The sequence below is a fragment of the Streptococcus sp. HMSC065C01 genome, assembly GCF_001813525.1.
In the GTDB taxonomy this organism is placed as follows: domain Bacteria; phylum Bacillota; class Bacilli; order Lactobacillales; family Streptococcaceae; genus Streptococcus; species Streptococcus parasanguinis_V.
Genome location: NZ_KV812859.1, coordinates 133580 through 136164, shown reverse-complemented (window position 1 = coordinate 136164; position 2585 = coordinate 133580). Strand labels below are relative to the sequence as shown.

Here is a 2585-nt window from a genome sequence, read left to right as displayed (position 1 = left end):
AGGCTAGGACTTTTGTCCCAGCCTCTTATTTGACTTTATCCGCTTGGCCCTTTGTATCTTACTACAATGGCCGCTTATTGGGCATGCCTGCTTTTCTTGGATATTTATTAGGGGTTTCTTTTTTCTTTTCGACAACAGTGATATAGCGTGGATCCCCATTTGGCAATTCATACTGTAGATTGTCTCCAACCTTACTAAAGAGCAGGTTGAGGGCGTTTTTGGCTTCTTCCAACTCTTCTGGAGCATTGCTAGCCTTGAGAGCAAGAAGACGTCCTCCTACTTTCAGGTAAGGAATGGTCAGTTCAGAGAGGACCTGCATGCGGGCAACAGCGCGGGCAGTTACGATATCAAATTGGGCACGAAAGGCCTTGTCTTGCGCAAAGTCCTCCGCACGTCCATGGTAGAAATGAACTCCGCGCAAACCCAACTCTTCAGCCAGCAAGTGGAGAAAATTGATCCGCTTATTAAGGGAATCAATGATGGTCACATCCAGCTCAGGGAAAAGGATCTTCATGGGTAGGCTGGGAAAGCCAGCGCCAGCTCCGATATCCAGGAGACGGATGGGTTGGTTTTCGATCAGGCCCTGTAAAATGGGTGCGATCGAATCATAAAAATGCTTGAGATAGACTTCGTCTTTTTCGGTGATGGCGGTGAGATTAATCTTTTCATTCCATTCCACGAGGAGCTCAAAATACCGTTCGTATTGCTCTTTTTGACGATCAGTTAATGGAAAGCCGAGGTCGGCTAAACGGACATAAAATTCTTCTGGTTTCATGCTTTTATTTTACCACAAAATAAGGGAAATTTGATATACTGGTAGAAAGAAATGAAAGGAATTCAATAAAATGATTTGGATTATTCTTGGGATCATTGTGGTCCTTGTGTTGATTGTAGTAGGAGTTTACAACGGTTTGGTGAAAAGCCGCATGCAGACTCGCGAAGCTTGGAGTCAAATTGATGTGCAATTGAAACGTCGAAATGACTTGATTCCAAACTTGATCGAAACCGTTAAAGGCTATGCCAAGTACGAAGGAGATACACTAGCAAAAGTGACTCAACTTCGCCAACAAGTGGCTCAAGCTACTTCACCTGCAGAAGCGATGGCAGCCAGTGATGCTCTTTCACGTCAAGTGGCAGGCATTTTTGCGGTTGCTGAAAACTACCCAGACTTGAAGGCTAACACCAACTTCATGCAATTGCAAGAAGAATTGACCAATACAGAAAACAAAATTTCTTATGCCCGTCAATTGTACAACAGTGTCACAAGCAATTACAATGTGAAATTGGAAACTTTCCCAACAAACGTAATTGCTGGAATGTTTGGCTTCAGACAAGCCGAATTCCTTCAAGTGCCTGAAGAAGAAAAAGCTGTACCAAAGGTGGATTTTAGCGGATTAGGAGACTAATATGCTTTTTGACCAAATTGCAAGCAATAAAAGGAGAACCTGGATTCTCCTTATTGCTTTTTTCATACTCTTAGCTCTTATCGGAGCAGCCGTTGGTTACCTCTGGTTAGGCTCCTCCCTTGGGGGCGTCATCCTATCTTTGATTATTGGGGGTATCTATGCCTTTAGCATGATTTTTCAATCCACCGAAGTTGTCATGCGGATGAATGGGGCGCGTGAGGTAACGGAAGAGCAAGCCCCTCAACTCTACCATATTGTACAAGATATGGCTATGGTAGCCCAGATCCCCATGCCTCGGGTCTATATTGTAGATGATCCTTCTATGAATGCATTTGCGACAGGGTCTAATCCTCAAAATGCTGCTGTTGCAGCAACGACAGGTCTTCTTGCTGTGATGAACCGTGAGGAATTGGAGGGAGTCATCGGACACGAAGTCAGCCATATTCGCAATTACGATATTCGCATCTCTACGATTGCGGTTGCCCTTGCTAGTGCCATCACCATGCTTTCTAGCATTGGTGGTCGGATGATGTGGTGGGGCGGTGGCCGTAGCCGGGACGATGATCGAGAAGGTAGCGGTGGTTTGGAGATTGTTATGTTGATCCTTTCCTTGCTTGCCATCGTTTTAGCGCCATTAGCAGCGACCTTGGTCCAGTTAGCCATTTCTCGTCAACGGGAGTTCCTAGCAGATGCTTCAAGTGTTGAATTGACGCGGAATCCTCAAGGGATGATCAATGCTTTGTTAAAACTAGACAATAGCGAACCCATGCAACGACATGTCGATGATGCGAGCAGTGCTCTTTTTATCAACGATCCAAAAAAAGAATCCGGATTGCAAAAACTCTTTTATACCCACCCACCCATTGCTGAGCGGGTGGCTCGCCTAAGAAAAATGTAAAAAAAATCCACCAAACGGTGGATTCAGATTGAAGACACCATCATCTTAGAACCTTTCCTTAGGTGAGTACGGACGTCAGCGAACTTCTATGAAGTTCCATGACTAAATTACGATACAAAGGGCGTCTGCGGATAAAGTCAAAATAGGAAGTTTGACGCAGAATCTTTCGATTCTAGGAGAACTTCTTATTTTGACACAATCCGCAGCCCGTGTTCAATTCGTTTTGAACCCCCTCGCTCTTTAATTTCCAGGCTCAGGCTAAAACAGTTTCCCAAACTGTT

At 44.8% G+C, this 2585-nt stretch carries 3 protein-coding genes; 2 read left to right on the top strand and 1 reads right to left on the bottom strand.

Annotated elements, in window-relative coordinates; translation table 11 throughout:
- Positions 1–61: 61 nt before the first annotated feature.
- Positions 62–775 carry a 16S rRNA (guanine(527)-N(7))-methyltransferase RsmG gene (gene rsmG, locus HMPREF2918_RS09280; protein WP_070595366.1) on the bottom strand — a complete coding sequence of 238 codons (714 nt, stop codon included), beginning with the start codon at positions 773–775 and terminating at the stop codon, positions 62–64.
- 70 nt (positions 776–845) lie between these two features.
- On the opposite strand from rsmG, the gene HMPREF2918_RS09275 reads away from it, so the two are divergent.
- Together HMPREF2918_RS09275 and htpX are read left to right on the top strand one after the other, a co-directional pair.
- Positions 846–1406 carry a LemA family protein gene (locus tag HMPREF2918_RS09275; RefSeq protein ID WP_049472048.1) on the top strand — a complete coding sequence of 187 codons (561 nt, stop codon included), beginning with the start codon at positions 846–848 and terminating at the stop codon, positions 1404–1406.
- Between the two features lies 1 nt (position 1407).
- Positions 1408–2304 carry a zinc metalloprotease HtpX gene (gene htpX, locus HMPREF2918_RS09270; RefSeq protein ID WP_070595364.1) on the top strand — a complete coding sequence of 299 codons (897 nt, stop codon included), beginning with the start codon at positions 1408–1410 and terminating at the stop codon, positions 2302–2304.
- Positions 2305–2585: the final 281 nt, after the last annotated feature.

Excerpts from the sequence above, each read along its gene's own strand:
- htpX (WP_070595364.1), top strand. The coding sequence starts at position 1,408 with ATGCTTTTTGACCAAATTGCAAGCAATAAAAGGAGAACCTGGATTCTC.
- rsmG (WP_070595366.1), bottom strand. The coding sequence starts at position 775 with ATGAAACCAGAAGAATTTTATGTCCGTTTAGCCGACCTCGGCTTTCCA.
- HMPREF2918_RS09275 (WP_049472048.1), top strand. The coding sequence starts at position 846 with ATGATTTGGATTATTCTTGGGATCATTGTGGTCCTTGTGTTGATTGTA.